The 26137-nt window shown below is 72.4% G+C and carries 27 protein-coding genes; 15 read left to right on the plus strand and 12 right to left on the minus strand.

Going from position 1 to position 26137, the window contains the following annotated elements:
• The 3 genes from ABZ914_RS19495 to ABZ914_RS19505 all read right to left on the minus strand — a co-directional run.
• Positions 1 to 206, minus strand: a 206-nt coding sequence (locus ABZ914_RS19495) for a hypothetical protein (protein WP_500194544.1), incomplete at its 3' end; no start/stop codon positions are given.
• Complete coding sequence (locus ABZ914_RS19500; RefSeq protein ID WP_500194546.1) at positions 203 to 982, minus strand: class I SAM-dependent methyltransferase; 780 nt, start codon at positions 980 to 982, stop codon at positions 203 to 205. The genes ABZ914_RS19495 and ABZ914_RS19500, both read right to left, overlap by 4 nt.
• A 213-nt stretch (positions 983 to 1195) precedes the next feature.
• Positions 1196 to 2020: an SCO6745 family protein gene (locus tag ABZ914_RS19505; RefSeq protein ID WP_500194547.1), complete on the minus strand. Its 825-nt coding sequence runs from the start codon at positions 2018 to 2020 to the stop codon at positions 1196 to 1198.
• A gap of 210 nt (positions 2021 to 2230) precedes the next feature.
• Here ABZ914_RS19505 and ABZ914_RS19510 point away from each other — a divergent pair, with 210 nt between their 5' ends.
• On the plus strand, positions 2231 to 3253 hold the full coding sequence (locus ABZ914_RS19510; protein WP_500194548.1) for a TIGR03617 family F420-dependent LLM class oxidoreductase: 1023 nt from the start codon (positions 2231 to 2233) through the stop codon (positions 3251 to 3253).
• A gap of 113 nt (positions 3254 to 3366) precedes the next feature.
• Here the strand turns inward: ABZ914_RS19510 and ABZ914_RS19515 are convergent, their stop codons facing one another.
• Positions 3367 to 4059: a TetR/AcrR family transcriptional regulator gene (locus tag ABZ914_RS19515; protein WP_500194550.1), complete on the minus strand. Its 693-nt coding sequence runs from the start codon at positions 4057 to 4059 to the stop codon at positions 3367 to 3369.
• Between the two features lie 53 nt (positions 4060 to 4112).
• Here ABZ914_RS19515 and ABZ914_RS19520 point away from each other — a divergent pair, with 53 nt between their 5' ends.
• The 4 genes from ABZ914_RS19520 to ABZ914_RS19535 all read left to right on the plus strand — a co-directional run bounded on the left by ABZ914_RS19520 (position 4113) and on the right by ABZ914_RS19535 (position 6796).
• A complete protein-coding gene (locus ABZ914_RS19520; protein ID WP_500194552.1) occupies positions 4113 to 5231 on the plus strand; it encodes an FAD-dependent oxidoreductase in 1119 nt (372 codons plus the stop codon).
• A gap of 96 nt (positions 5232 to 5327) precedes the next feature.
• A complete protein-coding gene (locus ABZ914_RS19525; RefSeq protein WP_190853057.1) occupies positions 5328 to 5672 on the plus strand; it encodes an ArsR/SmtB family transcription factor in 345 nt (114 codons plus the stop codon).
• A gap of 3 nt (positions 5673 to 5675) precedes the next feature.
• A complete protein-coding gene (locus ABZ914_RS19530; protein WP_500194554.1) occupies positions 5676 to 6176 on the plus strand; it encodes an SRPBCC family protein in 501 nt (166 codons plus the stop codon).
• Positions 6176 to 6796, plus strand: coding sequence for a dihydrofolate reductase family protein (locus ABZ914_RS19535; RefSeq protein ID WP_500194556.1), 621 nt, complete (start codon positions 6176 to 6178; stop codon positions 6794 to 6796). Before ABZ914_RS19530 ends, ABZ914_RS19535 begins: the two co-directional genes overlap by 1 nt.
• Positions 6797 to 6973: 177 nt before the next feature.
• On the opposite strand, the gene ABZ914_RS19540 is transcribed toward ABZ914_RS19535, so the two are convergent.
• The 3 genes from ABZ914_RS19540 to ABZ914_RS19550 form a co-directional block, all read right to left on the minus strand.
• Positions 6974 to 7435: a hypothetical protein gene (locus ABZ914_RS19540; RefSeq protein ID WP_500194558.1), complete on the minus strand. Its 462-nt coding sequence runs from the start codon at positions 7433 to 7435 to the stop codon at positions 6974 to 6976.
• Between the two features lie 164 nt (positions 7436 to 7599).
• The gene (locus ABZ914_RS19545) at positions 7600 to 8703 is read right to left on the minus strand and encodes an NAD(P)H-dependent amine dehydrogenase family protein (RefSeq protein ID WP_500194560.1); all 1104 of its coding nucleotides are present in this window, start codon (positions 8701 to 8703) and stop codon (positions 7600 to 7602) included.
• Between the two features lie 49 nt (positions 8704 to 8752).
• Positions 8753 to 9802: an aromatic ring-hydroxylating dioxygenase subunit alpha gene (locus tag ABZ914_RS19550; protein WP_500194562.1), complete on the minus strand. Its 1050-nt coding sequence runs from the start codon at positions 9800 to 9802 to the stop codon at positions 8753 to 8755.
• 174 nt (positions 9803 to 9976) lie between these two features.
• On the opposite strand from ABZ914_RS19550, the gene ABZ914_RS19555 reads away from it, so the two are divergent.
• Positions 9977 to 10615: a TetR/AcrR family transcriptional regulator gene (locus ABZ914_RS19555; RefSeq protein ID WP_500194564.1), complete on the plus strand. Its 639-nt coding sequence runs from the start codon at positions 9977 to 9979 to the stop codon at positions 10613 to 10615.
• A gap of 103 nt (positions 10616 to 10718) precedes the next feature.
• Here ABZ914_RS19555 and ABZ914_RS19560 read toward each other — a convergent pair whose 3' ends face one another.
• Positions 10719 to 11678, minus strand: coding sequence for an NADP-dependent oxidoreductase (locus ABZ914_RS19560; protein WP_500194565.1), 960 nt, complete (start codon positions 11676 to 11678; stop codon positions 10719 to 10721).
• Positions 11679 to 11818: 140 nt separating this feature from the next.
• On the opposite strand from ABZ914_RS19560, the gene ABZ914_RS19565 reads away from it, so the two are divergent.
• From ABZ914_RS19565 to ABZ914_RS19580, 4 genes are all read left to right on the plus strand, one after another.
• Positions 11819 to 12673, plus strand: a complete 855-nt coding sequence (locus ABZ914_RS19565; RefSeq protein ID WP_500194567.1) for a LysR family transcriptional regulator — start codon at positions 11819 to 11821, stop codon at positions 12671 to 12673.
• A gap of 78 nt (positions 12674 to 12751) precedes the next feature.
• Entirely contained in the window at positions 12752 to 13348 is a 597-nt protein-coding gene (locus tag ABZ914_RS19570) for a DUF1989 domain-containing protein (RefSeq protein WP_190853036.1), read from the plus strand.
• Positions 13349 to 13404: 56 nt separating this feature from the next.
• A complete protein-coding gene (locus ABZ914_RS19575; protein WP_500194568.1) occupies positions 13405 to 14535 on the plus strand; it encodes an oxidoreductase in 1131 nt (376 codons plus the stop codon).
• Positions 14536 to 14579: 44 nt separating this feature from the next.
• Positions 14580 to 15470, plus strand: a complete 891-nt coding sequence (locus ABZ914_RS19580; protein ID WP_500194570.1) for a polysaccharide deacetylase family protein — start codon at positions 14580 to 14582, stop codon at positions 15468 to 15470.
• 26 nt (positions 15471 to 15496) lie between these two features.
• On the opposite strand, the gene ABZ914_RS19585 is transcribed toward ABZ914_RS19580, so the two are convergent.
• Positions 15497 to 17053 carry a PucR family transcriptional regulator gene (locus ABZ914_RS19585; protein ID WP_500194572.1) on the minus strand — a complete coding sequence of 519 codons (1557 nt, stop codon included), beginning with the start codon at positions 17051 to 17053 and terminating at the stop codon, positions 15497 to 15499.
• Positions 17054 to 17155: 102 nt separating this feature from the next.
• On the opposite strand from ABZ914_RS19585, the gene ABZ914_RS19590 reads away from it, so the two are divergent.
• Positions 17156 to 18583 (plus strand): purine-cytosine permease family protein, encoded by a 1428-nt coding sequence (locus ABZ914_RS19590; RefSeq protein ID WP_500194573.1) that lies wholly within the window; start codon positions 17156 to 17158, stop codon positions 18581 to 18583.
• Positions 18583 to 19548, plus strand: coding sequence for an asparaginase (locus tag ABZ914_RS19595; RefSeq protein WP_500194575.1), 966 nt, complete (start codon positions 18583 to 18585; stop codon positions 19546 to 19548). Before ABZ914_RS19590 ends, ABZ914_RS19595 begins: the two co-directional genes overlap by 1 nt.
• Before the next feature lie 29 nt (positions 19549 to 19577).
• Here ABZ914_RS19595 and ABZ914_RS19600 read toward each other — a convergent pair whose 3' ends face one another.
• Positions 19578 to 19964, minus strand: a complete 387-nt coding sequence (locus ABZ914_RS19600; RefSeq protein ID WP_500194577.1) for a G5 domain-containing protein — start codon at positions 19962 to 19964, stop codon at positions 19578 to 19580.
• Between ABZ914_RS19600 and ABZ914_RS19605 the strand changes: the two genes are divergently transcribed.
• Positions 19942 to 20175, plus strand: coding sequence for a hypothetical protein (locus tag ABZ914_RS19605; RefSeq protein WP_500194579.1), 234 nt, complete (start codon positions 19942 to 19944; stop codon positions 20173 to 20175). The genes ABZ914_RS19600 and ABZ914_RS19605 overlap by 23 nt on opposite strands.
• Positions 20176 to 20314: 139 nt before the next feature.
• On the opposite strand, the gene ABZ914_RS19610 is transcribed toward ABZ914_RS19605, so the two are convergent.
• A complete protein-coding gene (locus tag ABZ914_RS19610; protein WP_500194581.1) occupies positions 20315 to 22366 on the minus strand; it encodes a right-handed parallel beta-helix repeat-containing protein in 2052 nt (683 codons plus the stop codon).
• Positions 22367 to 22483: 117 nt separating this feature from the next.
• Complete coding sequence (locus tag ABZ914_RS19615) at positions 22484 to 23725, minus strand: MFS transporter (RefSeq protein ID WP_500194582.1); 1242 nt, start codon at positions 23723 to 23725, stop codon at positions 22484 to 22486.
• A 102-nt stretch (positions 23726 to 23827) separates the two neighbouring features.
• Here ABZ914_RS19615 and ABZ914_RS19620 point away from each other — a divergent pair, with 102 nt between their 5' ends.
• Together ABZ914_RS19620 and ABZ914_RS19625 are read left to right on the plus strand one after the other, a co-directional pair.
• Positions 23828 to 24913, plus strand: coding sequence for a DUF5937 family protein (locus ABZ914_RS19620; RefSeq protein ID WP_500194584.1), 1086 nt, complete (start codon positions 23828 to 23830; stop codon positions 24911 to 24913).
• 99 nt (positions 24914 to 25012) lie between these two features.
• Positions 25013 to 26050: a hypothetical protein gene (locus ABZ914_RS19625; protein WP_500194586.1), complete on the plus strand. Its 1038-nt coding sequence runs from the start codon at positions 25013 to 25015 to the stop codon at positions 26048 to 26050.
• Positions 26051 to 26137: the final 87 nt, after the last annotated feature.

The raw sequence follows: 26137 nt of genomic DNA on the forward strand, positions 1-26137 counted from the left end.
GTCAGCGCCCGCGCCGGGGCGAGCCAGCCCTCCAGCGTCCGCTCCGACAGTCCCCGGGTCCGGCCCTGCCGCTCGGCCAGGACGTGCCGGGCCGCCGCGGCCGCCGCCAGCAGCCGCCGCGAGCGGAACCCGTCGTCCACGAAGGGCAGGCCGCCGAGGTCGGCGAGCGGATCGGTGCAGGTGATCGCGGGCGCGGTGCCGTTCATCGGATCTCCTCGGTGGTGAGGGCGTGGCCGGTCAGCGCGGGGTGCTCGTCCAGCGGGCGGCCGTCGAGACCGGCCACGACGAGCCCGACGCCGGCGCGGCGGCCGACCTGCAGGCACGGCAGCCGGCGTTCGGCTCCGGGCACGGGCGTCCAGTACCGGGCGGGAGGGGGCGTCATCGCCGCGAGCACGTCCGGCCCGCAGGAGACGCCGTCATAGGCGTCGTGGCCGAACCGCGGGTGCCCGATGTCGAAGTCGTCGATGAGGACGACACCGGCGCGGATCGCCGCCAGCTCCCGCGGCAGCGGCCACGCGCCCCAGTGCGCGTCCAGGAAGTAGAGGGGCCGGTCGAACGCGTCCGCCGCGTCCGCGACCAGGGCGGGGGAGTCCTGGCAGGTGACCGTGACGTTCGGCAGGTCGCGCACCCGGTGCGCGGTGAACCGCGCGTACCCGGGGTCGATGTCGCACGTCATGACCGGCAGGCCGGGGTAGCGGCGCCCCAGGTATGAGGCGGTGTCCCCGAGGTGGCAGCCGGTCTCGACGACCGCGTCGCACCGGTAGGCGTCGATCAGGTCGTCGACCAGCAGGGCGACGGTGACATCGAAGCCGAACGGCCCCCCGCCGCCGGCCAGCCGCTCCTGGCCGGCGCGGACCGTCCGGTAGAACGCGCGCAGGACGTCGTCGGTGCCGTCCTGCGGGGCCAGGAGCACCCGTGCGCTCGTGCCCGCGCCGCACGGCACCGGGGCCTCGCTGCTCGGCTTGCGAGCCGACTCCGCCATGGGCTCCTCCATGGATCTCCCGATCCGGGGGCGCCTTTCCCGCCGGACCTGTCACCCAGAAGGCGTTCCAGCCCGGTTCCATGACGGCGTTCCAACCCGTTCCACCCGTGCCATGGAGCCGCTACGAGACTCCCGCTGCTGGACGGGGTGCCCGTGCGGTGCCGGTCAGGGCCCTACGGAGTGAGTCGGCTCAACGTCGACAGCGCTCGCCGCTCAGCCGTCGGCGGCCTGGACCGCGGCGGCGATCGGCTCGAGCTCCGCGATCAGCTCGTCGAGTTCGTCGGCGCTGAGCACGTCGTACGGCGGCGTCGCCAGCTCGTCGGTGAGAGCCTCGATCCGCTCTTTGGTCTGCCGGCCGGCCTCGGTGAACCCGCCGTCGGAGTCCACGAGGCCGCGCCCGCGCAGCCCGTCGACGACGGCGGCCAGCCGCGCCTTGGGCAGGTGGTGGAGCCGGCCGAACTCCTCCGCCTTCATCCCGAGGGAGAGAGCGAGGAGGACGTGGGCCTCGGTGCCGCCGATGCCGTGCGCGACGAGGGCGGCGTTGTGGCCGTCCCCGCGGTGCTCCCGCAGCAGCGTCGTCGCGTGCCAGAGCCTGGGCACCGGCGCCTGGGGCACGTCGAGCGCCCGGAGCCCGGCGTACAGCACCCGGCCCTCGGTCGGCGCGCTGACCGCTGCCCGGGTGGCGAGGTCGGCGGCCCGCGCCAGGCCGGGGGAGTCGGCGAGCTCCCCGATCATCTGCCGCAGCGCGGCGGCGCTGCCGCGCTCGCGCACGGCGATCGCCTCCTGCGGGGTGGTCTTCCCCCAGACCCACGGGATGTGCCGCGCCACCTCGCCGTCGGCGAAGTTGTAGAAGACCGCGTGCACCACCTCGGCCGGCGCCAGGCCCAGCGGCGCGGCCCGGCCGGCGAAGTATCCGTCCCAGTAGTCGCGCATGCCGAGGGCCAGGAACGCCTCGTTCGGCACCTCGGAGAAGGTGACGGTGGCGATCGGCTCGATGAGCTCGAAGATACGGTGGACCTTGGTCTGCGGGTGCGTCATCGTCGGCATCTCCTGTGGTCGTGACAGCGCCCTCGCGGGCAGCCTCTCACCCTGGCTACGAACGACACGGCCCGGATCCGACAACTCGCCGCCACCTGATTCTGGAATTCTGCGCGGTTCCTGATGTAGACGTCCTGTCGGCCCGGAACCAGCGTGGTGGACGATCGGGCCGGTGAACCCCTCGGCGCCGCGCGGAACGGAGATCGGTCAGTGAAACTCGACGTGCAGTTGGACGGGCGGCCGGACGAGGCAGCGGAGCGCGCCCGCGCACTGATCGCCGCCGGGGTGGACGGCCTGTTCACCTTCGAGGGGCCGCACGATGTGTTCCTGCCGCTGATCGTCGCCGCCGGGTCGTCGGACGTGCCGCCGACCGACCTGATGACCAACGTCGCGATCGCCCTCCCCCGCAGCCCGATGAACCTGGCCAACATGGCCTACGACCTGCAGCTGCTCAGCAAGGGCCGGTTCCGGCTCGGACTGGGCTCGCAGATCAGGCCGCACATCGAGAAGCGGTACGGCTCGACCTGGAGCAGGCCGGCCGCCCGGATGCGCGAGACGGTGCTCGCGGTGAAGGCGATCCTGACCTCCTGGCAGGACGGCACGCGCCTCGATTTCCGCGGCGAGTTCACCAGGCACACCCTGATGCCCGCCACGTTCGTCCCCGGACCGAACCCCTACGGCGTCCCGCCCGTCCTGCTCGGGGCGCTGGGTCCGGTGATGACCCGGACCGCGGCCGAGGTCGCCGACGGGCTGCTGGTGATGCCGTTCCACAGCCACCGGCACTTCCGCGAGCGGACCCTCCCGGCCGTGGCCGAGGGGCTGGAGCGGGCGGGGCGCGACCGCCTCGACCTGTACCCGCAGGCCATCGTCGCGATGGGGGACACTCCCGAGGAGATCGAGGCCGCGAGCCTCGGGGTGAAGGCGCTGCTGGCGTTCTACGGTTCGACCCCGGCCTACCGGCCGGTCCTGGACGTCGAGGGGTGGGGGGACCTGCAGCCCGAGTTGAACGCGCTGTCGAAGACCGGCGACGTCATGACGATGATCGGCCTGATCGACGACACGATGATGCGGACCCTCGCGGTCGCCGGGACGCCGGCCGAGTGCGCGGCCGAGATCAGGAGGCGGTTCGGCGACGTGGCCGAACGGGTCTGCGCCTATTTCCCCGGATCGACCCACCCGGAAGAGCGGATCGCGGCCTTGGCGAGCGAACTCCGCGCCGAAGGCCGCGGCTAGCCCACCACGTCCTGCACGACCCGGACGGCCGCGTCGTCGAGGTGGTCGTCGCGGCCGTCCGGTGACATCCGGATCCGGCGCCGGCCTCGCCCGCCTTCGGTGGAAGCCGGGGGTCACGCCGGTGGAGGGGCGAGTTTGGCGGCGACGGCGTCGAGGACCCAGTCCAGCCCGGTCGCGAAGGACGTCTCGGCGTCCACCTCCGTGCCGTCGTGCACGAACCTGGCCAGCGCCGGGAACCGGCCCGTGTCCAGCATCCTGCTCAGATGCGGACCGGCGGCGCGCTGCCAGTCGCGCTTGGACAAACCCGTGGCGCGCTCGGCGCGCAGGTTCGCGATCTCGCGCCTGATCGCGCCGGTGAGGTAGGCGCTGACGGTCTCGACGGCGCGCGTGACGGTGTCGAGGTCGGCGACGCCGTCGAGGGCGGCCAGCGTGGCCTCGGCCACGGCGAGGGCGTTGGGGCCCAGCGTCGGACGGCCGCCGAGCAGGTCGGCCAGCCATGGGTGGCGGAGGGCGGCTTGCCTGGTGCGGTGGGCGCGGTCGCGCAGCGCCTCCCGCCAGTCACCGGGCCGCTCCTCGGGGAGGATCTCGCCGTAGACCTCGTCCAGCATGAGGTCGAACAGCTCCTCCTTGGACGAGATGTACCCGTACAGCCGCATTGGGCCGGTGTCCAGCCGGGCGGCGACCTTGCGCAGCGACACCGCCTCCAGCCCGCCCTCGTCGGCGAGCGCGATGGCGGCGGCGACCATCCGCTCCCGGTCGAGCGGGACGGGGCGGGTCGGCGGTTCCGGACGGTCCCACACAGTCATGCCTACACCGTACAGTTGCGATACAGCGTACGAGATCAATACATTGTATCGACATGAGACGCCGTATCGCCGTGGTCGGGGCCGGGCCCGCGGGGCTGACCTTCGCCCGCGTGCTGCACCGCCACGAGCACCCCGTCACCGTCCTGGAACGCGATCCCGCCCCCGACGCACGTCCCCCGGGCGGCACGCTGGACCTGCGTGAAGGACTGGGTCAGCTCGCGCTGGACAAGGCCGGACTGCTGGCGGAGTTCCGGACCCTGTCGCGTCCCGAGGGGCAGGCCATGCGCATCCTGGACACCGACGGGACCGTCCTGCGGGACTGGCGGCCCCGCCCGGACGACCGGGCCAATCCCGAGATCGACCGCGGGCAGCTCCGTGACCTGCTGCTCGGTCCCCTGGACGTCCAGTGGGGACGGGGCGTGACGGAGGTGGTGCCGGTGCCCGGGGACGGCGTGCTGCTCCACTTCGCGGACGGGCGGCAGGAGGCGTTCGATCTCGTCGTCGGCGCGGACGGAGCCTGGTCCCGGGTCCGCCCGGCGCTCTCGCCCGCGACACCGCACTACACCGGCGTCACCGCGGTCGAGACCTCCCTGGACGACGTCGACGCCCGCCACCCCGGCCTCGCCCGCCTGGTCGGCGACGGCTCCGTGGCCGTGTACGGCGCGAACCGCGCCCTCGTCGCCCAGCGCAACAGCGGCGGCCACGTGAAGGTGTACGCCCAGTTCCGCGCGCCGGTGGACTGGCACGCGGATCTGGATCCGGCCGATGTCGAGGCCCTGCGGTCGAGCCTGCTGGCTCTGTTCGACGGCTGGGCCGCTCCCGTCCTGGAGCTTCTCCATCACGGCGCTGCCTTCGTCCATCGCCCCCTCTACGTCCTGCCCGCGCACCACACCTGGGGCCACGTCCCCGGGGTGACGCTCCTGGGGGACGCCGCCCACCTGATGCCTCCTCTGGGGGTGGGCGCGAACCTCGCGATGCTGGAAGGCGCCGAACTCGCCGAGGCCATCGCCACCTGTCCCGGAGATCTGGACGAGGCCGTCCGTGCCTTCGAGGAACGGATGTGGGCACGGGCCGGCAGGTGGGCGACGATGACGGTGGCCGGTCTCGAACGCCTCGTGAGCCCGGACCCCGCCCAAGCCATCGCTCTCTTCGACGAGGTCCAGCCGTCCTGACCGCCGCCCCCCTCCAGAAGCCCCGAACGCGAAGCCAGGCACAGGATCCCGCCCGTCTCGGTTGACGCATGCCGATATGGGCATATGATGGCGGCCATGGCACGAGCAGCGACGACGTCGGACGTCTTCAACGCGATCGCCGAGCCGCAGCGCCGGGAGATCCTGGTGCTGCTGCGGGCGGGCGAGCGGCCGGTGACCGAGTTGGCCCGCGAACTGGGCATGACCCAGCCGGGGGCGTCCAAGCACCTGCGGGTGCTCCGGGAGGTCGGGCTGGTGCGGGACCGCAAGGCGGGCAAGCAGCGCCTGTACGGCCTCGACGCCCGCGGGCTGCGGCCGGTCCACGAGTGGACCGGCGGGTTCGAGCGGTTCTGGAACGAGAGCTTCGACCGCCTGGACGCCTACGTGCAGGACCTCAAGCAGGCAAGGCAGGAGGGGGAGTAGCGAATGACGGGACGAGGAGCGCCGGCGCGATCCGCGACGGCCGACCGCGAGGTCGTGATCTCCAGGGTCATCGACGCCCCGCGCGAGCTGGTGTTCGAGGCGTTCACCGAGGTGCGGCACTTGTCGCGGTGGTGGGGACCGGACGGGTTCACGACCACCACGCGGGCGTTCGAGTTCCGCGTGGGCGGGGAGTGGGACTTCGTCATGCACGGGCCGGACGGGACGGACTTCCAGGAGTGGATCTCCTGGACCGAGATCGCTCCGCCGGAGCGGATCGCGCTGCTGCACGGTGAGTCCCGCGGCGATCCGAACGCCTTCGAGTCGGTCGTGACGTTCGCGCCCGACGGCGCGGCGACCCGGATCGAGATGCGCACGGTGTTCCCCACCAAGGAGCTGCGCGACGAGGCGGTCGAGAAGTACCACGCCGTCGAGGGCGGTCGGCAGACCCTGGGCAACCTGGCCGCCTACATCACCGAGATCGTTTCGAAGGGAGCGGGGGACTGATGGCCGGAAAGGTGTTCTTCAGCGTCTCGATGTCGCTGGACGGGTTCATCGCGCCCGAGTCCAGCGAGGAGCTGATGGGGCGGCAGTGGATGGAGCTGCAGCAGTGGATCTTCCCGCAGCGGTTCTTCCGGGAGAACCTGAAGCTCGGCGGGGGCGGCGAGGAAGGGCGCGACAACGACATCGTGCGGGAGACGTTCGAGCGCACCGGCGCGAGCGTGATGGGCAGGCGCATGTTCGACGCCGGCGAGCGGATGTGGCCGGAGGAGGCGCCGTTCCACACGCCGGTCTTCGTCGTGACGCACGAGAAGCGCGACCCCTGGGAGCGGCCGGGCGGGACCACCTTCCACTTCGTCGACGACGGCATCGAGACGGCGCTCGACCGGGCCCGCGAGGCCGCCGGCGACCGCGACGTCCGCATCGCGGGCGGCGGCGCGACGATCCTGGAGTACGTGAACGCCGGCCTGGTCGACGAGTTCACGATCGCGCTGTCGCCCGTGCTTTTCGGCGCCGGAATCCGCCTGTTCGAGGGTGTGGACGCCGCCCGCGTGGCCCTGGAGCAGGTCCGTTCGGAGCCCTCCGCGAAGGTGACGCACCTGACCTACACCGTCCGAAAGCGGTAACCGCCTCGGCCGCAACGCGCCCCAACCGAGGTCAGCGGCGCGGTGACCAAGGGGTCTCGACTATCTCTCCTCGTCCCGTCGGCGGTCATGCAGCGGCGGCCGGTAGATCACCTCTCGGCTTCCATGGCAGGGACCCTAACCCAGGCGAGAGGCCGCGGGATCCCGCGGACGATCGGGTCACCTGCCCTGCCGGGCCCGGAGCAGGATCACCAGGACGGCGGCGCCGGCGAGCGCCTCGACGACCAGCACCGGAGGCATCGCGACGAGCATCATGAGCGCCATCTTCAGCGGGGGGAGCACCAGGCTCAGGGCGCAGGCCGCCAGGAACACGGCCTCCCAGGCCATGATCGTGGTGTGGACGCCGCGGCGCTCGGGACGGCATCGCGCGGCCAGCACGGCGCCGGGCACGGTGAGCAGCAGCAGCGGTGCCGTGTAGATCATCGGGATCAGCAGCCAGGGCGCGCTCCCGTCATGGGGGATCCCGTCCCTCACCACCACGGCGGCCACCGTCGCGTTCGGGAGCAGCCACAGCACTCCGAGCGCCGCGACCTGCGTCCACAGCAGGCGGCGGGCCCACGCCGCGGCACCGGATCGGGCCTCGCTCCACGCCTCTCGCCCGGGCTTCCGAGTCATCTCCATGCCTCGAGAATGGCCTCCCGGTCCGAGCGGGCACATGAGCGCTCGTACTCAGGTGCCCGCGCCGGAGTACACAGATTGAGCCGAGTTCGATGAGGCGTACCTGCTCGCCACTCGGAGGGCAGCGGAGCTCGCGGGGAGGCCGGACGTGGCGCGCCTTGCGGCGATCAGCCGCTCGCCGTGCCGGCGAAGCGGCCGGCGAAGCCGCGCAGCGGCATGTCGGCGCTGGTCAGGATGCCGGGAGGTGCGTCGACGACGGCTCTGATGGCGTTGAGGGCGGGGAGCCCGGTGACGGTCATGCCGATCGAGGCGAAGGCTTCGGGGGAGGAGAAGTCGGTGCCGGGCTTGGGCAGGATCATGTGCTTGCTGTAGATCACGGGATCGCCCTGGATCTTGGTGATGTAGCAGCCCTTGACGTCCCAGTGGGGGTCGGTGTCCGGGGTCATCTGCCATTCGAGGTGGGTCTCGATCCGCGGGACGCCGTCGACGACGCCCTGGTACGTGATGTAGCTGGCGCCCAGCGAGCCCTTGGGCAGCCGGTACCAGCCGAGGTCGACGTCCTTCGTGCAGGCGCCCATCTCGTAGGAGAAGGTGACGTCGTCGAGCCGGAGGTCGAAGCAGTCGGCCATCATGTAGATCGAGTCCGCGAACACCCGCGTGTACTTCTCCAGCATCGCGGGCAGCGCGGGGTCGTCGACGGGACGCCCGTAGCCGACCTCGACCCAGGTGGCGGCGGAGTGGTGGCAGGAGACGTCGACCGATTCGATGACGGTGACGTTCTCGATCTCGGCGACGTCGGCGGAGTGCACGACCCCCAGGATCTGGCAGAGGCCGGGGTTCATGCCGGTGCCGTAGAAGGTGGCGCCGCCGCGCCGGCAGGCGTCAGCGAGGACCTCGCTGACCGGCCGGCCCGACGGGTGCGGATGGTTCCGGTCGCGGTGGTGCCCGGTGATCCAGTCCGCTGTGGTGACGATGTCGATGCCGGCTTCCAGCACGCGCTCGTAGAGGGCCTCGTCCGGGAACACCCCGTGGAAGGTGACGACGTCCGGCGCGGCGGCGATGATCTCCTCCACCGATCCGGTCGCCACGACCCCGATCGGGTCGCCGCCCGCGAGCTCGCCGACGTCCCGCCCGATCTTCTCCGGGGTGTAGCAGTGCACGCCGATGAGTTCCAGGTCGGAATGCCTGCCGATCCGCCGGATCATCTCGGTGCCCACGTTGCCGGTGGCCACCTGGAAGACGCGGATGGGCGATGTGCGATCTGAGGTCATGGCCTCTGCCTTTCGTGGGATCGGTGCCGGGGGCGGAGTCCGGTCGCCGTCATGGGCGCGGCGGGCGGGCGCCCGCGCCGGTCGACGAGCGCGACGTGGGTGAGGGCCGGGTCTGTTCGACGGGGTAGAACTGCTCGGCCCAGGCGCGGAGCGCGGTGAAGCCGGCGTGCTCGTCGCGGACGAGCCTGGCGGGGTCGGCGTAGCGCTGGTGCGACCAGATCTCGATGTCGGCGAGGAACTGGTCGATGACGCCTTGGGCGTTGCGCCGCGCCGAGGCGCGCTCGGCCGCCTCGTCCTTGCCGGGCCGGCGGGCGATCCAGACGGAGAAGCGCACGTCGCAGGTGCGGTCGTCGACCGGCGTGACCGCCGACGCGGTCCGGTTGTCGACCATCCCCCAGCTCTTGGTGACCGCCACCCCGAGCCCGGCGTTGATGGCGTGCACACCGCTGCCGGCGTCGTCGATGCTGGTCACCGAGTCGTCGAAGGTGATGGTGAAGTCGACGTAGGAGACCGGCTCGTCGAACTCCTGGCGGGTGAACACCGGCATGATCGGGACCTTGTGCACGTACTTGAAGTGCGCGAAGTCGACGCCGTTCTCCAGGACGTACTGCGGATGGAGCTCCAGCCGCTCCCGGAACAGCGTCGAGTCGGGGAACGCCGGGTGGTAGTCGTCCGCGGTGACGCCGTCGTCCCATCCCGTGAAGACGTCGGGGACGTCGAAGTGGGGCGGGCGTCCGTGGACGTCGTGCCAGACGTAGACGGCCTCGTTGCGCTCGACCGTCGGCAGGGTCTGGATCCGGGCGCCGAGGTTCGGCCGGGTCTCGTACGGGATGCACGCGTTGCGGCCCTCCGCCGTCCACTCCCAGCCGTGGAACGGGCACTGGAGGCGGTCGCCGACGACCGTTCCCCCGTAGCCCAGGTGCGCTCCCAGATGCCCGCAGTAGGCGTCCATGACGGTCACCTGCCCCGACTCTCCGCGCCAGGCGACCAGGTCGCGGCCGAAGTACGTCATCCGGGTGACGTCGCCCTTCCCGATCTCGGCCGACCACGCGACCTGGAACCAGCCGGTGGGCTTCATCGACAGCGTCGGCTTCGCCACGGGGCACCTCCGGACTTGCCAGTAATGATTACTTCGAAAAACAGAATGATGATTCTGCGGCCAGCGTAGCGAGACGCTACGATGAGGACAACCCCTCTGGAAACGATCCGTGCACGCGCTCGGACGGCGGACCGCGCGGTGCGCGGCGAAGCCGTACGGGCGCGGTGGAGGACCATGCACCTCGATGACAGCCCGGCCGCGGTGCCCGACATCCGGGACGCGCGCCGGCGGATGTACCAGCGGCAGATCCTCGCCGCGGCCGAGCGGGAGTTCAGCAAGTCCGGGTTCAACGACGCGCGGATGGAGTCGATCGCGGCGGCGGCCGGCGTGTCCCTCGCGACGGTGTACAAGACCTTCTCGGGGAAGCTCGATATCTGGAACACCCTGCACGACGAGCGGATGCGGGCGCTCCTCGCCGAGGTCGACAGGGCGACGCGGACCGCGACGTCACCCCTCGAACGCCTCCTCACCGGGGTCGCGACCGTCGCCCGGTTCCTGACCGAGCACGACGACTACCTCGACCTCAACCTCCGGGCCGGGTCCGGGTGGGCGAGCGGCGCGGACGGCGGCCGCGGGGTTCAGCGGACGGTCTGGAGCGCCGGCCTGGACACGCTCGCGAGCGGCGTCGAGGCGTCCATCGCCGCAGGCGAGCTGCCCGACATCCGCCCGCGCGTGGCCGCGGGGATGATCGTCTCGGCGTTGCAGGTCTGGCTCGACGACTGGGTCCGCACGGCACGGGACCGGCAGGCCGACACCGTCATCGAGGAACTGACGACCCGTCTGCGCTGGCTGCTCACCGGCGCCGCCCCCTGAGCGCCTGGCGCTCTCGATCCCGCCGTCCGAGTCGGGCGGCGATCGATCGGCCGGCCCTGAGACCGGCTTCCAAGACCCGGCCGGCCACCGGCATCTTCTGAGGTCAGCGCACCTGGAGGACGGTCTTGCCGCGCATGCCCGTGAACTCGATGCCTCCGGCGAGGGCGCGCGGTGCCTCTTCCAAGGAGAGCGTCGCGCCGATGACAGGCCGGATGGTGCCCGCGGTGGCGAGCCTCGCCAGCTCGGCGAGCCGCTCGGGCTTGCGATCGAGCCGGTAGTCGGCAGCACGGATGCGTTCGTCGGCGAGGAGTTTCTCGTCCAGGCCGAAGGCGATCGACAGCAGCGCTCCGCCGTCCCGTACGGCACCGGCCACGCTGCTGGTGAGAGAGCGGTCGCCGACGGTGTCGAGGATCGCGTCGACGCCGTCCGGCGCGAGCCTCCGCAGTGCCCGGTCGAGGGGCTCGGCGCCGCGTTCGACGATCTCGGTGGCGCCCAGATCCCGCACCTCCTCTGCGACCTGCGCGGAGGCCGTGGCGATGACGCGGATTCCACGGGCGGCGGCGGCCTGGACCGCGAAGGTGCCGACGCCTCCCGTCGCGCCGAGGATCGCCAGGGTGCCGCCCTCGGGCACCCGCATGGCGTCGATCGCGCCGAGCGCGGTCATGCCGGCGGTCGGCAGCGCGGCGGCCGCACCGCTCGGCAGCCCGCCGGGGACACGCGCCAGCGCGCCGAACGCGGGCACCGCCTGCACCACCGCGACCTCCGCGAACGTGCCCGACCGCAGCGGGAGGCCCCAGAACTGTCCGAAAACGCGGTCTCCCACGCCGAACTCCGTGACGCCGTCGCCGATCGCGGTCACGATGCCCGCGCCGTCCATGCCGAGCGTCAGCGGGAACCGGTACTCACCGAGCGACGCCAGCGCCCCGGAGGCGATTGCGAGGTCCAGCGGGTTGGTCGACGCCGCCTCGACGGCGACCTGCACCTCGCCGCCGCCGGGCTCGGGGACCGGCGCCTCCTTGAGGGCCGGCGTATCACCGAAATGCTCGATGCCGATGGCTCGCATGCCGTTTCTCCGTTCCGCAGTGGGCCTGCCGTCGCCTCAGCCTGCGGGAGCGGCGCGGCCCCCGGGAAGGATCGATCCGGCACCGACCATGAACGAAAAGGCAGCAATAACGGTGCCGATCGGGCAATAGTGTGAGAGGCATGCCGGCGGAGTCCCGGGCCCTGCGCTACTTCGTCGCGGTCGCGGAGGAAGGCAACTTCACGCGCGCCGCGGCACGGCTCGGCATCGCCGGACCTGCGCTGTCACGAGCGATCCGCAACCTCGAGGCCGAGCTCGGCGTGCGGCTGTTCGAGCGCTCCACGCGTGTGGTCGAGTTGACCGAGCCCGGCGCCGTGCTCCTGGCTCATGCGCGGCCCGCTTTGGAGGCTCTCGACGCGGCGGTCCGCCGTGCCGTACGGGCCTCCGCGCCGGATCGCAGCGTGCTGCTCGCCGTCAAGGCGGACGCCGACGGCGGTCTGCTGGAGGACGTCCTCGCCGCGGCGGCCGCCGAGCCCGACGCCGGACCCGTCGCCGTCCGGCTGTGCGGATGGCGGGAGCATACGCGGCTGTTGCGCGCGGGCGAGGCCGACGCCGCGCTGATGTTCGCCCCCTACGATCCGGACGGCATCGACGCGGACGTGGTCGCGACCGAGCCCCGCGTGGCCGCGCTGCCCGCGGACCACGCCCTCGCCGGGGCCTCCCGCGTACGGCTCGCCGACCTCGGGATCGGTCCCGAGGACGTCGACGAACGGGCGGAGCGCGACATCGGCGAGCACGGCGTGCGGGACCTCGCGCAGTTGCTCGCGCTCGTCGGCCTCGGGGCGGCGGTGACCCTGCTCCCGAGATCGGTCGCCGTGCGGTATCCCCGGCGGGCGGTGGCGTACGTGCCCGTCGAGGACTGTCCTCCCGCCTCGCTGGTGATCGCCTGGCCGGAGCGGTCCCGCAGCCGTGCCGTGGCCGCGCTGGTGCGCGCGGCGGTGGCCGTCGCCGAGTCGCGGGGGATGGGCGCGGACTAGAGGAACATCCATTGGGTGCGCCGAACGGTAGAGAAAGATCCATGGCAGTGAGGGTTCGGCCGGTGGTGTGCTTGCGGCATGGAGCTGACGACAGAGCGGACGGTCGTGCCCGCCGGGGAAGGCCGGGCGGTCCGCGTGGCCGCCGGGCAGCGGGTGCGGGTGGTGGACCTGGAGGGCGGGCAGGTCGGTGACCTGTTCGCCTTCGCCGCCGACGATCCGCGCGAGCGGTTGAGCGCCGCGCACACCCGCAGCGGGACGAGCCGGCTCTTCCCGGAGATCGGGGAGCCGTTCGTCACCGATCGGCGGAGGCCGATCCTCGTCCTGGCCGACGACACCTCGCCGGGCTCGCACGACATGCTGATCGCCGCCTGCGACCCGGCGCGCTACGCGGCGCTGGGCGTGCCCGGCCACCGCTCGTGCGCGCGGAACCTGGAACTGGCGTTGGCGGAGCTGGGCCTCGACGTCGCCGTCACGCCGCAGCCGGTCAACGTGTTCATGCGGATACCCGTGCAGGAGTCGGGCCGGCTGCGGTGGCTGCCGGCCGAGAGCCGGGCCGGGGACGCGATCACCTTCGAGGCGGCCATGGACTGCGTGGTCGTGGTGTCGGCGTGCCCGCAGGACATGGTCGGCATCAACAACGGCCGGCCGACGCCGCTGGCGATCGACGTGTGGTGACGCCCCGGCGCATCGCCGGGAAGCGGCCGTGACACCGAGAGATGAGAGGAAGAGCAATGAGCGTTCAGGGAAGCCATCCCGCGCTGGAGCCGGGGCGCATCGGAGACCTGCGGACGGCCAACCGGCTGGCGGTGTCGCCGATGACCAGGGTGTCGGCCGGGCCGGAGGGCACGCCGACGCCCGAGATGGCCGCCTACTACACCGAGTTCGCGCGAGGCGGGTTCGGCCTCGTCCTCACCGAGGGGATCTACACCGACTCCGTCTACAGCCAGAGCTATCTCAACCAGCCGGGGCTGGTGTCGGCGCGGCACGTGGCGGCGTGGCGTGACGTCACCGAGGGGGTCCACGAGGCCGGGAGCCTCATCGTGGCGCAGTTGATGCACGCGGGCGCGCTGTCGCAGGGCAACGCGCACCGCGATGACACGATCGGCCCGTCGGCGGTGAGGCCGCTCGGTGTGATGATGCCCGAGTACGGCGGGACGGGCCCGTGGCCGGTGCCCAGGGAGATGGGCTCCGCCGACATCGAGGTGGCCGTGGCCGGATTCGCCGCGGCGGCGGTGAACGCCCGCGAGGCCGGGTTCGACGGCGTGGAGATCCATGCCGCCAACGGGTACCTGCTGGACCAGTTCCTCACCGACTACACCAACCTGCGCGAGGACTCCTACGGCGGGCCCGTCGCCAACCGCGTGCGGCTCACGGCGGAGGTCGTGGAGGCGATCCGCGCCGAGGTGGGCCCGGACTGGTGCGTCGGCGTGCGGCTGTCGCAGACGAAGGTGAACGACTTCCGGTACCGCTGGCCGGGCGGCGTCCACGACGGGGAGGTGATCTTCGCCGCGCTGGCCGAGGCCGGCGCGACGTACCTGCACATCGCCAGCGAGGGCCGCAACTGGATCGAAACGGCGGAGCTGGAGGGCGGGCTCACCATCACGGGCCAGGCCCGCCGGGTGACCGGGCTCCCGGTGGTCGCCAACGGCGGGATGCACGACGCGGAGCTGTCGGCGCAGGTCCTCGGGGACGGGCACGCCGACTTCGTGTCCGTGGCCCGGGGCGCCCTGGTCAACCCGGACCTGCCGCGCCGCCTGGCGGAGGGCGGGAGGCTGGAGCGCTTCGACCGTACGCTTCTGGAGCCGATGGTCACGCTGGACAACGTCCGGCGCCGGCGCCGGGTGCTCGAGGCGAAGGTCTGACGGAGCGGCCGGAAGCCGGGCGCGGACGAGAGACGGATACGGACATGGACGAGGTCATGGGCGGAGACGGGGCCGGAAGCTGGCATGGCGGCGCTGCGGCGGTGGCGACGCTGACCTTCGACGTGGACGCCGAGACGCCGATCCTCGCCCACGGCGGACGCTACGCCCGGCACGCGAGCACGATGTCGCACCAGTCCTACGGCCCGGACGTGGGGCTGCCCCGCATCCTGGACCTGCTGGACGAGATGGAGGTGCCGGCGACGTTCTTCGTGCCGGGCTGGGTGGCCGAGCGACGTCCCGGCCTGGCCGCCTCGATCGTCGAGCGCGGCCACGAGGTGGCGCACCACTCCTACGCGCACCGCCCGCCCACGTCGATGGGCCCGGACGAGGAGCGCGCGGACTTCGTCCGGGCCCTGGAGGTGTTCGCGGCGCAGGGCATCGAGATCACCGGATTCCGCGCGGCGCTGTGGGAGGCGTCCTGGCTGACGACGGACCTGGTCGCGGAGTACGGGCTGCGCTACGACTCGTCCCTGATGGGGGACGACCGGCCGTACCGGGTCGGGACGGCGGCCGGGGAGATCGTCGAGCTGCCGGTGCACTGGTCGCTGGACGACTGGGAGCAGTACGCCTACCTGCCCGAACCGAACATCGGATCGGTGATCGAGTCACCGCGCAAGGCGCTGGAGCTGTGGCGCGCGGAGCTGGACGGCATGCGCGCCTACCGGTGCCTGTTCAATCTGTGCTCGCATCCGTTCCTGTCGGGACGTCCCGGCCGCGCGCTGGCGCTGCGGCACCTCATCGAGTACGCCCGCGAGTGCGCGGACGTGACGTTCGCGCGCTGCCGGGACGTCGCCGCGGCGGCCCTCGCCGACCCGGCGGTCCGGGTGCGCCCGCACGAGCGGCCCAAGGTCGACCCGGAGGTCCACCCGGACTGAGCGGCGCGACCCGAGAAGCGCGGCCGTCACTTCATGCCGGCGGCCTGCAGGGCGAGGAAGAGATCGACGCGGTCGGCGGTGCGGGTCACGTCCCGGCCCGTCAGCTCGGTGATCTTGGCGAGCCGGTTGCGCAGCGTGTTGACGTGGACGTGCAGGGCCGCGGCGGTGGCCGACCAGTGCCCGTCGTGGTCCAGGAAGGCGCGCAGCGTGGCCTCCAGGTCGGCGCCCCGGCCGGCGTCGTGCTCGCGCAGCGGGGCGAGCACGCCGTCGGACAGGGTCCGCAGGGTCTCGGCGTCCTGCATGCCGAGCAGCAGCCGGTGCGCGCCGAGCTCGGCGAACGTCTGGACGGCGCGTCCGGGACGGCCCTGCCGCAGGGCCCGGCACGCCTCCCGGGACCGGACGAGGGACTCGCGCAGCCCGTCCGAGTGGTGGACGACCCCGCCGAGGCCGACCACGGGCCGGTGCCCGGGAAAGCGGCCGGTCACCGTCGCGACGAGCCGTTCGGCCAGCGGCGCCGATTCCCGCTCGCCGTGCCGCCACGCCAGGACGGCCACCACGTCCTGCGACCCGCCCGCCACCACGGCCGGGACGCCCGCGGCGGCGAAGAACTCGCCGGCGGCCTCCGCGAGCCCGGGCAGGGTCGCGTCGGCGCCGGCGTACGCCAGCGCCCACACCGCCAGCGGCCCGTCGGCGTCCACCCCGAACGCGCGCAGCCGGCCGGGGACCTCGGCCGCGCGGCTGCCGCCCGACAGCACCATCTCCAGCAGCTCCCCGGCGAACCGCTGCTCGATCGCCTGCATCGCCTGCTTCTTCGCGACCTCCAGGCTGAGGAAGCGGGCCGCCTGCTCCAGGGCGTCCTGCTCGACGCGCGCGAGGTCGGCGACCGGGCGCAGGCAGACCAGTGCCGCGTCGGCCTCGCCGACCGCTCCGACCAGGTACAGCGCGGCCCTGCCCGCGGCGCCGAGGTCCAGTTCCAGAGGCGGCGGGCGGCGCGCCAGACCGGTGGCCACCGTCTGGAGCTGCGCGGGCTCCAGCTCGGCTCCGGCCGACGCGAGCAGGCGGCCCATCCGGTCGACGACCGCGAGCGGCAGCTCGTGGTCGCTGCGCAGCACCCGCAGCACCCCGGAGGCGCCCGCGCCCTGGGAGATCGCCGTCGCCAGCGCCTCGCCCCGGCGGACCAGGCCGACGAGCGCGCCCTGCCGCTCCTCGGTGTAGTGGGCGGCCACCGCCTGCGAGATCGCGGTGAACGGCACCGCCGCGGAGATCTCCAGCAGCGGCACGCCGGCCTCCTCGCAGGCGCGGACCAGGTCGTCCGGCGTCACGGGGCACTCCGGCCGCAGGCCGAACACCAGGCCCGCCGGCTCGGCGCGCCGGACGCCGGCGACGAACTCGGCGGCGGTGACGCGGTCGCTCCACAGCCCGTTGGTCAGCACCAGCTCGCGCCGGCGCACGTAGCGCGAGGGGTCGGGCAGCTCGGTGTTGTGGACCCAGGCGGCCGGCTCGTCCAGCGCGCCCGGAGGTCCTGGGACCAGGACCCGCAGTTCCAGGGTCGCGTCCGCCAGCAGGGACCGCAGAGTGAACATGGTGTGAATCTATACAGTCGGAGCCCTCATCAATAGAGGTTCCTCTACTTCGCTTCGTCGGGGCTCGGTGCTTTTGTGTGTCACATCACGGACGGAGGAACCATGTTCGACAACGATCCGGCACAGAGCGTCCGGCCCGAGGCGGTCCGCTTCGACGAGCACGGCATCGACCCCATCCCCGCGTCCTCGCGCGACTCCACGCCATGGCAGCAGTTCTGGATCTGGTGCGGCGCCAACATCGCGCCCATCAACTGGGTGCTCGGCGCGCTCGGCGTCACCCTCGGCCTCAGCCTCGTGGAGACGCTGACGGTCATCGCCCTCGGCAACGTGGTCGGCTGCGCGGTCTTCGGACTGTTCAACGTGATGGGCCACCGCACCGGCGTCAACCAGATGGTCCTCGGCCGCGGGCCGTTCGGCCGGCGCGGCGCCCTCGTCCCCGGCCTGGTGCAGGGGCTGCTCACCACGGGCTGGGTCGGCGTCAACACCTGGGTGGTGCTCGACCTGGTCATCGAGATCCTCGGGCAGATCGGCGTGCACGGCGGCACCGGGCTGAGGTACCTGGTGGCCGGGCTCATTATGGCCGTCCAGCTGACCCTGGCGCTGTACGGGTTCTACGCCATCCGCACCTTCGAGAAGTACACCGTCCCGGCCACGGTGGTGGTGATGGCGGTCATGACCGTCCTCGCGCTGGCGCACTCCGACCCGCACTGGACGGCCGCGACCGCCACGACCACCGGCGGCAAGGTCACCGCCGTCACCCAGCTGCTCACCGCCATCGGCATCGGCTGGGGGATCACCTGGCTGCCGTACTCGGCCGACTACAGCCGCTTCGTCCGCACGGGCGCCTCCGACCGGTCGGTGTTCTGGTCCACCGCCCTCGGCATGTACGTCCCGACGGTGTGGCTGGCCGCGCTCGGCGCCTGCCTGGCCGGCGCCGGCGGCGGCAGCGACCCCTCCAGCCTGGTGACCGGCACCTTCGGGGTGATGGCGGTGCCCGTCCTGCTGCTGATCATGCACGGGCCGGTCGCGACCAACATCCTCAACCTGTACTCCTGCTCCCTGGCCGCGCTGTCGATCGGCATCCGGGCCGCCCGCTGGAAGGTGACGCTGGCGGCGGGCACGGTCGCCTCCCTCGTCCTCGCGGTGTTCCTCCAGGCCGAGAGCTTCGCCCAGGCCTTCGACAACTGGATGTCGTCCATCCTGGTCTGGATCAGTCCGTGGGCAGCCGTGTGCCTGGTGGACTTCTTCGTCCTGCGGCGCGGCCGCGTCGACGTGGCCGCCCTGTACCGCGACGGCGGCCGCGGCGGACCGGCGCTGGTCAGCCTGGCACTGGGACTGCTGGCCGGATGGGCGTGGCAGTTCGGCATGGTGCCGCCGCTGCAGGGACCGCTCGCGCGGACGCTGGGCCACACCGACTTCTCCTGGCTGTCGGGCGGCCTCGTCGCGGGCGGGCTCTACTACGCCCTGGCCGTCCGGACGCGGCGGCAGGCCGCGGCCGACGCGGCGGTGGCGGCCGAGGCGGTGTCCTGATGGGAGTCACCGTCCTGACCACCGGAGGCACCATCGCGTCGCGCCCGTCCGCGCGGGGAGACGTCCGGGTGGCCGTGCCGGGATCCGCCCTGGCCGTCCCAGAGGCGGTGCGCGTCCGCGAGGTGATGCTGGCGCACAGCTTCAACCTCACCGTCGCCGACGTCCTCCGCCTCGCCCGTCGGATCCTCACCGAGGCGGACGCCTCCGGCGTGGACGGCGTCGTCGTCACGCACGGCACCGACACCATGGAGGAGACGGCCTACCTGCTCGACCTCGTCCTGCCTCCCGGGCGAACCGTGGTGCTCACCGGCGCCCAGCGGCACGCGTCCGCACCGGACGCCGACGGCCCGCGCAACATCGCCGACTCCGTCCGCGTCGCCGCCGCCTCCGAGACGCGGGGCCTGGGCGCCGTCATCACCATGGCCGGACAGGTCCATGCCGCCCGGTACGCGACCAAGGCGCACACGCTCGCGCCGGAGGCCTTCGCCTCGCCGGGGCACGGGCCCGTCGCCCTCGTCCGGGACGACGGGATCGAAGCGATCAGCCGGCCCGCCCGTCCGGACGGGTTCCGGCTCGCCGAACTGGGCGCGCTGGAGCCCCGGGTGGACATCGTGCCCGTCCACCTGGGCGCCGACGGCGTGCAGATCGCGGCGTGCCGGGCGGCGGGGGCCCGCGGTCTCGTCCTCCAGGCGCTCGGCACGGGCAACCCCACTCCCGGCGTCCTCGCCGAGATCCGGACCTGCCTCGCCCAGGGCATTCCGGTCCTGGTCACGTCGCGCTGCGCGGAGGGACCGGCGGTCCCCGTCTACGGCGCCGGCGGTGGCGCCGACCTCGCCGAGGCGGGCGCCGTCTTCGCCGGTACCCTGGGCGCCCCCAAGGCCCGGCTGCTCCTCATGGCCGCACTCGCCGCCGAGGCCGGCGCCGAACAGGCCCTGGCCCGCCTGCGACCGCACCTGCCCGCATGAGACGGCATTCGCCGCCCGCCCGCGCCGGGCTAGGTGTCGCAGCCGATGCCGTCGCCGTCGCGGTCCAGGTCGTAGATGTCGCTGCCGACCACGCGGACGGGGCCCTGGACGTAGGCGGGCCCGTCGCCGCTGCCGCCGGCGCAGTCGACGTCGCTCGCGATGGGCACGCACGCGCCGCTGTAGTTCGGGTCGCACGTCGACGCCGGCTTGGCGCCAATGGCGATGATCTTCGAGACCGGGGTCTTGGTGGTCTCTTCATGAAGCAGTTTCCTGCCGATCTCCACGCCGTCGCGGAGGGTCACTTCATAGGTGAGGGTCTTGACGCCGGTGACGCCGTGCCGCTTCACCTTGGTGGTCCCCTTGGCGAGGGACGGATCGCGCACCTTCCGGGTGGTGAAGGGGATCTTCCGGGTCACGGTGACCTTCTTCTTCTCGGTCGACACCTTATGCGTCGCCGATGTGGAGGCCGCCGGGGAAGCGGAATTCGCCGGGCTCGATATCGGCGAGACCGCTGCCGAAGGCGAGGGGTCGGCCTTACAGGCGCTGAACGTGAGCAGGCCGCTTACGGCCAAGGCAACCAGCGTGAAGTGTCGCATGAGTCCCTCCGTAGGGACTGGATCATGCTGACCGTTGACACGGCCGGTCAAGGGAACTGCCCGGCTCAGGCCATGTTCAGCGTGAAGTACCGGGTAAATACGGACCGGGCCGCGGTCACCGCGCCGGATTTGCGGAAGGCGGGTGACCGGACCACAGTTCCTTTGAGGCGTTACGGGAGTTGCAGAGGGAAGGCCGCCGCTCGGGCGTAGAGTTTGTAAAGCTTGAACGGCCCCGCGAAGGACAGCCCGCAGGCGTTGTTGAGCATTCCGGTCGCCTTCTGGTTGCTCAGCGTGGTGCCGCGCGCCCCCGGATGGTCGATCTGGCCGCCCATGAACACCGCCATCCTGGCCAGCATGTGGTCGCGCTGCCCGGTCGTCATCTCCTGCCAGGAATGGCAGGTCATCGCGGCGAGCATCGCGTCGTCGAGTTCGCTCGTCCCGGGGTCGTGGGGGTCGCCGGCGGACGCCGTCCTGGTCGCGGCCGGGGCGGTGGCCCCGGGGGTCTTGAACCAGGGGCACGGCCCGCCGGGCTTCAGGTTGGACATGCAGGTCAGCAGTTCGAGCTCGTTGCCCAGGTTGCCGAACCCGATGCTGAGGAAGGGCGCCTTGCCGTTCAGGCAGTCCGGAAGGTTGCCGGGTGAGGTGGTGACGGCGCCGTTGGAGTACCAGCAGTTGCCGGAATTGCCGGGGAAGGCGTCCCACCAGAAGTCCACGCCGTTGCCGGTCATCTTGTTGCCGTAGAACTGGTTGCGGTGCGAGGTGGACAGCTTCAGCGGGTCGCAGCCCGTCATGGGCTTGTCGGCGCAGACGAACGCGTCCGGGACGGCGAACAGCATGGCCCCGCGCCGCCGGTTGTCGCGGAAGGTGTTGTTCCGGACGACGTTGTCGTCACCGCCGGCGATCCACATCCCGCTCCCCACGGGGACCGGCACGGTCGGCACGACGTCGCTGTCCGCCAGGTACGGGTTGAAGTTGTTGGAGTAGAAGTCGTTCTTCTCGACGAGGTCGCCCTGCTGCGGGAAACCGGGATGCCCGGCGGCGGTGAACACATCGGTGGTGAAGCCGAGGGCGTTGCCGTAGAAGTTGTTGTGGTGCACCCACGTGGCGCTGCCGTCGGTGCCCGAATAGCCGCTGGTGTTGTGGTGCGAGTCGCAGTAGCGGATCTCCTGGCTGTAGCGCGCGGCCGGGTAGACGCTCGCGTCGCGTCCCGCCCCGGTCTTCGCGCCCGACCCGGGATACAGCCCGGAGTCGCCGTTGCCGGCCGCCTCGCAGTTCTGGATCACGCCGTGGTCCTCGACGAACGTGAGCACGCCGTACTCGCCCGCGTAGAAGGTCTTGAAGCTGTCCAGCAGGTACCCGTTGCTCTCGAGGACGTAGATGTCGTGCTCGTTGGCGTGCCGGACGGTCAGGTTCCGCAGCACGAAGCCGTCGGCCCGGTCGGCGCGGATGCCCACGTCCTTCGCCGAATCGCGCGGGCCGCCGTTGCCGGACGACGGGTCGCCGGCGTCCACGACCACGTCGTCGGCGCTGACGCCCGCCCCTTCGAGCTGGAGGTTGCAGCGCACGCACGCGCCCCGGTTGGGGATGCCGTGCCGGTCGACGAGCGGCGGGTCCGGGTCCTTGCCGGTGCCGGGGGACCGGCCGAGCACGGCGATCAGGTTGGCGTCGTTCTGGCACGTGTACTCGCCGAGGTAGGAGTACGCGCCCGTGCTCAGCTTGTACTGGTCGCAGGCGGGGTCGTGGGTCGGCTTCTTCCGCGCCGTGGGCTCGGTGTAGACGCCCGGCAGCACCACGACCCGGTCGTTGTTCCGCGAATCGGTCACCGCGGGCTGGATCTCGCTGTACCGGCACCGGTCGAACAGCGTCCGGTTGATCCGCTGCAGGTTCCGGGCCTCGGTGGCGCCGAGCGTCCGGTGGTCGTGGGGGCGGACGTTGTAGCCGGACTTGAGCGCCCGCTTGATCGAGGCGTCCAGCCGTTTCAGCGAATCCGGCTGGCACACGACGCGGGTCGTGCTCCGCGGGACGGTCTCGACGGCCGACGCGAGGCTCCGCGGCGTCGGCACCTTGCCGCCCGCGCAGGGGCTGACGGAGCAGTCGGGACCGGGAGAGGGCCAGTACGACGGGCGTTCGATGTGCGCCTGCGCCGCCTGCGCCATGCCGAGGACCAGCACGGCCATGGCCGCCAGGGGCGCCCACCATCTCCCGAGAAACCGCAGGCCCATCCGGTGCTCCCTCGCTCGGCGCCTGACCTTGATCCCCCGAACGCTTGCTCGGTGTCATAGAAGCACGATCATCAAATCCGAGGAAGTCTCACAACAAGACTGGTATCGATCTTCAATTCACGAGACCGCTCGCACCCGGCGGCGCCCGCCGGGCCGTGGTTCCCGGTCCCTCTCGGCGGCGACGGCGGAGGCGGACACGAGCGTCGCGGCGGCGAGGCCGCCCCAGAGGGCGACCGGGCCGAGGGCGGCCAGAGCGGTGATGACCGCCGGTGAGACGGCGAGACCGAAGCCCGTGGAGAGCTGGAAGCGGGCGAGGGCGCGTCCCAGGACACGGGCCGGTGCGAGCGCGGTGACGAGCGCGGTGGCGCTGCCGGCATAGATGATCTCGCCGATCGTGCAGACCACGGACACCGCGGCGACGGCCGGGGTGCCCCAGCCGTGCCCCAGCGAGGCGGCCGCGAGGAAGCCGAGGTAGGACGCGGCCAGTACCACGCCCGACAGCGCCAGCACGGTCCGCCGGGAGAAGCGGGACATCAGGACGGTGACGGGCACCTGCAGGGTGACCACCAGCACCGTGTTCGCGACGAAGACCGCTGCCGGCCACACCGGGGACGCGTGGAACTCCGTCACCAGGACCAGCGGTATCGCGATCTCCGGGACGTTGAGGCAGAAGACGTAGACCACGTTGGCGGCGAGGAGAGCGAGCATCCGGGGCGCGGGCTCGTCGTCCCGGTCCTTGGCCTGGACGGCCTCCGCCGGATGTGCGTGCACGTGGACCGACCACGCCAAGGCGGCTGCGGCGAGGTACGCGAGCGCGGTGACGGCCGCGAGCGCCTGCAGCGCGGTGGTGCCGCCCGCCAGGCATGCGGTGGCGAGCAGTGCTCCCACGCCCAGGGCGGCGTTGCGCAGGGCGCGGGCCGCCGAGAGGGCGGTGTCGCGTTCCCGGCCGTGGGAGACCGTGGCCACGAGAGCGGCGTGGGCGGCAGGCCATGCCTGATTGCCGATGCCGAGGAAGAGCGCCGCCGCCGCGAAGAGCCAGACGTGCCCCGCCGGGGCGGCCAGCAGCAGCGCCACGCCCAGCACCCGCACCAGCATCGCCGCCGCCACGACCGTGCTGCGTGCGCCGCGGTCCAGCCAACGGCCCACCGCGGGCATGCACACCAGGCCCGCGACGATGCCGGCCGTCATGGTGGCGCCGGTGACCGTCGCGGACAGCTTCAACACCGTCACGCCATAGAGCAGCAGAAAGGGCCGCAGCAGGCCGGTGCCCAGCGCGTCCACGGCCAGCGCGACGGCATAGCGGGGGCCTCCGGAGGCGCGGACGAGGGCGCGGGGTCGGATCCTGGTGATGGTCGCCATGGCGTCAGACGGTGCGCCCGGCCGCCGGGGCGGAGCACGCCGGTTGACGCTTATCGTCAATCGACGCCGTGGCCGCGCCGTCCGGCCGGTGATGATGGGGGAATGACGCTGAGGATCGACATCAGCGGCCTGCCGTCCGAGCGGGTGCGGTTCGCCGCCTCCCCACTGGCCGAGCTGACCGCGATGCTGCACGTGCTGGCCGAACCCGGTCACCATCCGCGGTTCGCCGGCTGGGCCGCGGACGTCTGGTCCGGGCTGCGGCCGGAGCTGGCCGAGCGGCTCAGGGAGGCGGAGTTCCTCTGGCGTTCCTCACAGGCCGACTTCCTGATCCCCGGACGGCCCCGCCCGACCCTCACCGAGGAACTGGACGACGTGGACCGGATCGACGACGAGACGTACGTGACCGCCGCGCTCGTCACCACGTGCGGCAGCAACCGGGTCCATTTCCCCGGGACGTCGCCGCTCACCGACACGACCGCGCGCGAGCGGGCCCTGGACGTGGCCCAGGCCCGCGGCGCGCTGCAGGAGGCCTTCGCGGAACGGCTGCTCGCGGACCCGCCCGCGGTGCGGGCGCGGGTGCGCCGCACCCTCGAAGAGTGCGCCGAGGCGTTCTTCGACGTCGCCTGGGCGGACGTCGCGGAGCGGCTCGCCACCGATCTGCGCCTGAAGAACGAGCTGCTCAGGCGGCAGGGTGCCGGGGCGGCGCTCGCCTCGGTCTCCGGCGCGGTCGCCCTGGCACCGGACGGCGACTGCATCATCGTGGACAAGGTGCAGGACAAGGCGACCGCCGCCCGCGGCGCCGGGGTCACCTTCATCCCCAGCGTCTTCGGCCGCCCGCACCTGGTGGCGGTCCACGCGCCCGGATGGCATCCGGTGGTGCAGTACCCCGTCGCCGAGCCGGATCCGGAGGAGCCGGTCTCCCTGGAGACGGTCACCCTCCGGCTGGACGCGCTCGCGCATCCGGTGCGGCTGCGGCTCCTGCGGACCCTGGCCCGAGGCCCGCACACCACCGGCGAGCTGGCCCACTTCTGGGAACTCACGCCCCCGGAGGTGTCCCGTCACCTCGCCGTCCTGCGCCGCGCGGGCCTGCTCACCGCCCGGCGGGACGGCCGTTACGTCCGCTACACCCTCAACCCGGCCGACCTGACGTCGCTGGGCGCCGACCTGCTGGCGGCCGTACTGCGCTGAGCGCCTCCTCGCCGCCGCGGAATCGGACGGGAGCAGCCGGCGCCGGGATCTTCCCAGTAGACACTGGTGTTTTTTTGGCGGTCGTTGGATAGTGCTCACATGAAACGTGTCATCGCGGTCATCTCCACCGTCGCCGCCCTCGCGTCTCTTCCCGCCCCCGCCCTCGCGGCCGGCCACGAACTCGGCACGGTCTCCCTGCCCTTCCTGTGGCCGACGGCCCGGCTCTACGACGTCACCGCCGACGGCGCGGGCGGTGTCTGGATCGGCGGCGTACAGGGCAAGTACTGCCTCCGCGTGGGCGACCTGTGCCCCGTGTACAACGACGGGAACCCGGTCGTACGGCGTCGGGTCGGCTCCTCATGGAAGGAGTATCCGATCAACGGCTGGGCGGGCCAGGGCGAGATCGCGCGGATCGCCTCGGGTGCGGGCGAGACCTGGATCGCCGGCGGACCGAGCGCCAGCGGGAGTTCGAGCACCTACATGGCGCGCTTCGACGGCTCGGCGTTCCAGAAGGTGGCGGTCCCGGCCAAGTACGTCACCACGCTCGTCACCGGCGCGGCGGGCACCTTCGCCAGCGCCTGGGACCTGGATTCCGGGAGCGGGCTGTTCAAGCGCACCGGCGATACCTGGACCGCGGTCAACGTGCCCGGGGTCGACTACGTCGCCGACCTTCAGGCGCTCACCGCGTCCGACGCATGGGCGGTCGGCTACAAGGACGGCCTGCAGCAGGTGCCCGCCGTCGCGCACTTCGACGGCGCCGCCTGGAAGAGCGTCCCGCTGCCCGCGGTCACCGAGAACGATTGGTTCCGCAAGGTCGTCCCGGTCGCCGCGAACGACGTCTGGGGCATCACGGCCAAGCGTCTGGCGCACTGGAACGGCACCGCGTGGACCTACATCGCCGCCCCGGCAGGGTTCCCCGACCTCGGCGACCTGACCGTGGACTCGTCCGGGACCCCCTGGGTCGTGGCGGAAGCGTCCGCGCCACCTGGGGAGCCCCCGTACCGCTACAGCGGCGGCAAGTGGGAGGCGGTGACGATCCCGGCCGGGACCGAGGTGTACGACCTCGCCGCCGCGGCCGGCGGCATCTGGGGAGTGGGCACGCAAGGAGACGGCCCAGCGGCCTTCAACGGGTCGTGATATCCGGCTGAGCGACAGCCGCCGGGTGGGCGGATCCCGGACGCTTCGGACTCGCCATGCTCGTGTGTCCCAGGTCACCGTTCCGGT

It is taken from the genome of Spirillospora sp. NPDC046719, from assembly GCF_040645715.1.
Classification (GTDB): Bacteria; Actinomycetota; Actinomycetes; order Streptosporangiales; family Streptosporangiaceae; genus Spirillospora.

Coding starts and splice junctions, on each gene's coding strand:
- ABZ914_RS19505 (WP_500194547.1), bottom strand. CDS start 2,020: ATGACGCACCCGCAGACCAAGGTCCACCGTATCTTCGAGCTCATCGAG.
- ABZ914_RS19555 (WP_500194564.1), top strand. CDS start 9,977: ATGCACCTCGATGACAGCCCGGCCGCGGTGCCCGACATCCGGGACGCG.
- ABZ914_RS19595 (WP_500194575.1), top strand. CDS start 18,583: ATGGGAGTCACCGTCCTGACCACCGGAGGCACCATCGCGTCGCGCCCG.
- ABZ914_RS19610 (WP_500194581.1), bottom strand. CDS start 22,366: ATGGGCCTGCGGTTTCTCGGGAGATGGTGGGCGCCCCTGGCGGCCATG.
- ABZ914_RS19580 (WP_500194570.1), top strand. CDS start 14,580: ATGGACGAGGTCATGGGCGGAGACGGGGCCGGAAGCTGGCATGGCGGC.
- ABZ914_RS19585 (WP_500194572.1), bottom strand. CDS start 17,053: ATGTTCACTCTGCGGTCCCTGCTGGCGGACGCGACCCTGGAACTGCGG.
- ABZ914_RS19625 (WP_500194586.1), top strand. CDS start 25,013: ATGAAACGTGTCATCGCGGTCATCTCCACCGTCGCCGCCCTCGCGTCT.
- ABZ914_RS19535 (WP_500194556.1), top strand. CDS start 6,176: ATGGCCGGAAAGGTGTTCTTCAGCGTCTCGATGTCGCTGGACGGGTTC.
- ABZ914_RS19590 (WP_500194573.1), top strand. CDS start 17,156: ATGTTCGACAACGATCCGGCACAGAGCGTCCGGCCCGAGGCGGTCCGC.
- ABZ914_RS19620 (WP_500194584.1), top strand. CDS start 23,828: ATGACGCTGAGGATCGACATCAGCGGCCTGCCGTCCGAGCGGGTGCGG.
- ABZ914_RS19575 (WP_500194568.1), top strand. CDS start 13,405: ATGAGCGTTCAGGGAAGCCATCCCGCGCTGGAGCCGGGGCGCATCGGA.
- ABZ914_RS19500 (WP_500194546.1), bottom strand. CDS start 982: ATGGCGGAGTCGGCTCGCAAGCCGAGCAGCGAGGCCCCGGTGCCGTGC.
- ABZ914_RS19615 (WP_500194582.1), bottom strand. CDS start 23,725: ATGGCGACCATCACCAGGATCCGACCCCGCGCCCTCGTCCGCGCCTCC.
- ABZ914_RS19570 (WP_190853036.1), top strand. CDS start 12,752: ATGGAGCTGACGACAGAGCGGACGGTCGTGCCCGCCGGGGAAGGCCGG.
- ABZ914_RS19545 (WP_500194560.1), bottom strand. CDS start 8,703: ATGACCTCAGATCGCACATCGCCCATCCGCGTCTTCCAGGTGGCCACC.
- ABZ914_RS19515 (WP_500194550.1), bottom strand. CDS start 4,059: ATGACTGTGTGGGACCGTCCGGAACCGCCGACCCGCCCCGTCCCGCTC.
- ABZ914_RS19565 (WP_500194567.1), top strand. CDS start 11,819: ATGCCGGCGGAGTCCCGGGCCCTGCGCTACTTCGTCGCGGTCGCGGAG.
- ABZ914_RS19525 (WP_190853057.1), top strand. CDS start 5,328: ATGGCACGAGCAGCGACGACGTCGGACGTCTTCAACGCGATCGCCGAG.
- ABZ914_RS19540 (WP_500194558.1), bottom strand. CDS start 7,435: ATGGAGATGACTCGGAAGCCCGGGCGAGAGGCGTGGAGCGAGGCCCGA.
- ABZ914_RS19560 (WP_500194565.1), bottom strand. CDS start 11,678: ATGCGAGCCATCGGCATCGAGCATTTCGGTGATACGCCGGCCCTCAAG.
- ABZ914_RS19530 (WP_500194554.1), top strand. CDS start 5,676: ATGACGGGACGAGGAGCGCCGGCGCGATCCGCGACGGCCGACCGCGAG.
- ABZ914_RS19520 (WP_500194552.1), top strand. CDS start 4,113: ATGAGACGCCGTATCGCCGTGGTCGGGGCCGGGCCCGCGGGGCTGACC.